Genomic DNA, 3474 nt, shown 5'->3' with positions numbered 1-3474 from the left:
GTATATATTCCGCCCCTGTTCTGTGCCGCAACGACAGTGCTGGCCTTAACCTGAACACCATCGCCCGGATGGCGAAATTGGTAGACGCAAGGGACTTAAAATCCCTCGTTCTTTGAACGTGCCGGTTCGACCCCGGCTCCGGGCACCACTTGTAAAACAAAGGCCTCCCCACAGCAGTGCGGGAGGCCTTTGTCGTTTCTAGCCCTTGCCCTATGCGGGTGAGACCCTATGCGCTAGCGGCGTTTGCTCCAAAATTTTCACCGTTTCCTACACAGTTTCCACTTTGATACTACGATCAGAGAGCGTCCTGAACTAAGCCGGGACGCTCTCTGTTTATCACGAATCGAGGTGGATGCTTGGCCAGAGTATTGATCGCTGATGACCATGAAGTAATCCGCATGGCCACGCGCATGATGTTGGAGAACGCCGGTCACCAGGTTGTAGGGGAGGCCAGTAACGGCGTTGAGGTGGTTAGCCTGGTGCGCACGCTGGCGCCGGATTTGATCATTCTCGACATGGACATGCCGCAGCTGGATGGTTTCGCCGTGCTGCAACGCCTGCACGCCGAGCCAAAAGCCGCCAAGATCATTGTGTTTTCTGGGCTTGATGCCAGCCGATATGCGGTCCGTTGCGCGCGGGCCGGAGCTTCGGGCTTTGTCTCCAAAGATAGCGATTTGAAGCAGCTGACTAATGCCGTGCAAGTCGTTATGTCCGGCTACAAGCTGTTTCCCGTTACTGAATATTCCTCGGTGGACGGCAGTGCGACCCTGGCGTCTGAGAAGGAACTGATCGAGACCTTGTCCGATCGTGAGCTGACGGTGCTGCGTGCTCTTGCTCGCGGTCATCGAATCAAGGATATCGCCGATGAATTGCTGCTTAGCGAGAAGACCGTGAGCACTTATAAAAGCCGGCTGATTGGCAAGCTGCAGGTGGGCAATATTTTGGAGTTGGTGGAGTTGGCGAAGCGCAACGATTTAATTTAAGCGGCGCTTTTTACCGCGCTTAGTTATGAGGATTTTTCCGCCCAAGGCTTAGTTTTGTCGCTGCCGGAGAAACCTTGTTGCTTTGTCGATACCGCTTGTAGAAAGCGTTTTGGATCTATCGGTTCATCCAAATAGCGGATTTCATAGTGAAGGTGTGGGCCGCTGCTGCGTCCTGTGTTGCCGCTACGGCCAATCACCTCCTGGGCCTTCACTTTATTTCCCTTGCGAACGTCCACCGAGTCCAAATGGGCATAAACAGTCGAATAGCCGAGAGGGTGTTCGATCACGATGTGTTTGCCGTAGCTGGAGTTACCAATGGCATCGGCTTTGGAGACCACGCCATCGGCGGTGCTTAGTATCGGTGTGCCGCGCGGTGCACTGAAGTCGATTCCCTTATGCTGAGAGAACAACTGTTTGATGGGATGAATGCGCAGGCCAAACGCGGAGTTCACCTGGCTGCCTTGCAGCGGCAAGCCGATGGGAAGGTCCTGATTTAGCAGCGGCTGTGTGAACGTCGAAGAACGGTGGGGGAGGGAAGGCAGAACCACGCTCATTGCGAGGGTGGGTTTAGGCATCTGAGCGCGCTTGGCAGCGTTGCCGGTATTTATGTTGTTGTTTAGCAGCTCCCTGGTATCCAGATCAGACTCAACCACGCTTACAGGGTCTTGCCGTAAGCGTGCAGTTATAGATTGCAGCGGGGAGCTAACTGCTAAGGCTGGTAACGTGGTTAGAACGGCACTGAGAGCGGCTGCTAGAAAGGTGCCGGCTCGCGCTTTCTGCTCGACATTGGGGTAAAGGCTTTTCATGGCGCGGACTCGGCAGTTGGAAGAGCGCCGATTCTGACGAGCAGTGGTTTTAACGGCGGTAGGCCTGTCCTACGCCTTTTGTAGGCGTTTCTTTCGCTTTCCGAGAGGAGTCCGTTGGTCCATTGGCCTGCAGCGCAAGTGAACGGGCTGCTTTACCGACGACCTAACGCCTACATGCTGTACATCTGAGGTGGTGCAAAATGAACAGAATTTTCCTCGTGCTCTTGGTGTTCGTGGGTTTACCTGGTGCCTGGGTGAGCGCAGCGGAAGTCGTCGGTCAGCAACGCATCATCACGCGCACCTACGTCAGTCCTGGCGCCAGCGGCAGCATCAGTGAGTCGAGCCGTCAGCAGGGCTACACCGGCTATGGCGGCTACCAGGTTCCAGACAATCGCTACGGCAATAGCAGCAACTACCAGGGCAGTGGTTCAACGCAGATTCGCGGCAACGTGCGCCAGACTATTGAATACCCTGGCGTCGGTGAGTTTGAACGGCAACCGGGCAGCCAATCAGTGCAAAAGAATCGTCCTTGACCGGTCTTAGCCAAGGCTGCAAGGGCGCGTAAAAACAGTTAGGCGCGCAGCCTGAATGGGCTCCCCAACGCAATATTAGCGATTGGTTGGAACTATCTGGGCTAGGGTTTCTCTATGGTGGCATTGGTCGCTCTGTGGCTGACCCCAGAGCAGGCCATTGTAAGGCGAGTGCCGCCTCATTAGACTGCGCGGCACTAACGGTACGACCCTTCTTTCAAGGACTCACATGATCAAGAAATGCTTGTTCCCGGCTGCTGGTTACGGTACTCGCTTCCTGCCAGCGACAAAGGCCATGCCCAAGGAAATGCTGCCGGTGGTGAACAAGCCGCTGATTCAGTATGGCGTTGAAGAAGCCCTGGAAGCCGGGCTCTCGGAAATCTCCATCGTTACTGGCCGTGGCAAGCGCGCCCTGGAAGACCACTTCGACATCAGCTATGAGTTGGAGCACCAGATCAAAGGCACCGACAAGGAAAAATACCTGGTTGGTATCCGCCGTCTGATCGACAACTGCAGCTTCTCCTACACCCGCCAAGTAGAAATGAAAGGCCTCGGCCACGCCATTTTGTCTGGCCGCCCACTGATCGGCGATGAGCCCTTCGCGGTAGTGCTGGCGGACGACCTGTGCGTCAACCTCGAAGGCGACGGCGTTCTGACCCAGATGGTCAAGCTGTACAACCAATTCCGCTGCTCCATCGTCGCCATTCAAGAAGTGCCGAAAGATGAAGTGTCCAAGTACGGCGTTATCGCTGGCGAAATGATCCGTGAAGACATCTACCGCGTTAACAGCATGGTGGAGAAACCCAAGCCGGAAGATGCGCCGTCGAACCTGGCGATTATCGGTCGTTACATCCTGACCCCCGATATCTTCAAGTTGATCGAAGAAACCGAGCCAGGCAAAGGCGGCGAAATTCAGATCACCGACGCCCTGATGAAACAAGCGCAAGACGGTTGCGTACTGGCCTACAAATTCAAAGGCCAACGTTTCGACTGCGGCGGCGCCGAGGGCTATATCGACGCCACCAACTTCTGCTTCGAAAACTTCTACAAAACGGGCAAGGCTTACTAAGCCAACCCCGAGTTGTAAAAAAGGCCACCGCGAGGTGGCTTTTTTATATCCGTAGGGTGTGCTGTGCGCACCAAGGTGGTTGTCAA

The 3474-nt window shown here is 55.2% G+C and carries 4 protein-coding genes and 1 tRNA gene; 4 read left to right on the top strand and 1 reads right to left on the bottom strand.

Annotated features, from left to right (window positions below):
* Positions 1 to 62: 62 nt before the first annotated feature.
* Positions 63 to 148, top strand: a tRNA-Leu gene (locus AAAB16_RS06110).
* A 208-nt stretch (positions 149 to 356) separates the two neighbouring features.
* The gene (locus tag AAAB16_RS06105) at positions 357 to 983 is read left to right on the top strand and encodes a response regulator transcription factor (protein WP_340662531.1); all 627 of its coding nucleotides are present in this window, start codon (positions 357 to 359) and stop codon (positions 981 to 983) included.
* 23 nt (positions 984 to 1006) lie between these two features.
* Here AAAB16_RS06105 and AAAB16_RS06100 read toward each other — a convergent pair whose 3' ends face one another.
* Positions 1007 to 1789: a M23 family metallopeptidase gene (locus AAAB16_RS06100; protein WP_340662530.1), complete on the bottom strand. Its 783-nt coding sequence runs from the start codon at positions 1787 to 1789 to the stop codon at positions 1007 to 1009.
* 200 nt (positions 1790 to 1989) lie between these two features.
* On the opposite strand from AAAB16_RS06100, the gene AAAB16_RS06095 reads away from it, so the two are divergent.
* Together AAAB16_RS06095 and galU are read left to right on the top strand one after the other, a co-directional pair.
* Complete coding sequence (locus tag AAAB16_RS06095; protein ID WP_340662529.1) at positions 1990 to 2322, top strand: hypothetical protein; 333 nt, start codon at positions 1990 to 1992, stop codon at positions 2320 to 2322.
* Positions 2323 to 2548: 226 nt separating this feature from the next.
* Positions 2549 to 3388 carry a UTP--glucose-1-phosphate uridylyltransferase GalU gene (galU, locus tag AAAB16_RS06090; RefSeq protein WP_340662528.1) on the top strand — a complete coding sequence of 280 codons (840 nt, stop codon included), beginning with the start codon at positions 2549 to 2551 and terminating at the stop codon, positions 3386 to 3388.
* Positions 3389 to 3474 lie beyond the last annotated feature (86 nt).

The sequence above is a fragment of the Pseudomonas sp. genome, from assembly GCF_037994325.1.
Lineage (GTDB): Bacteria > Pseudomonadota > Gammaproteobacteria > Pseudomonadales > Pseudomonadaceae > Aquipseudomonas.
This window is presented reverse-complemented; position numbering and strand designations above follow the sequence as displayed.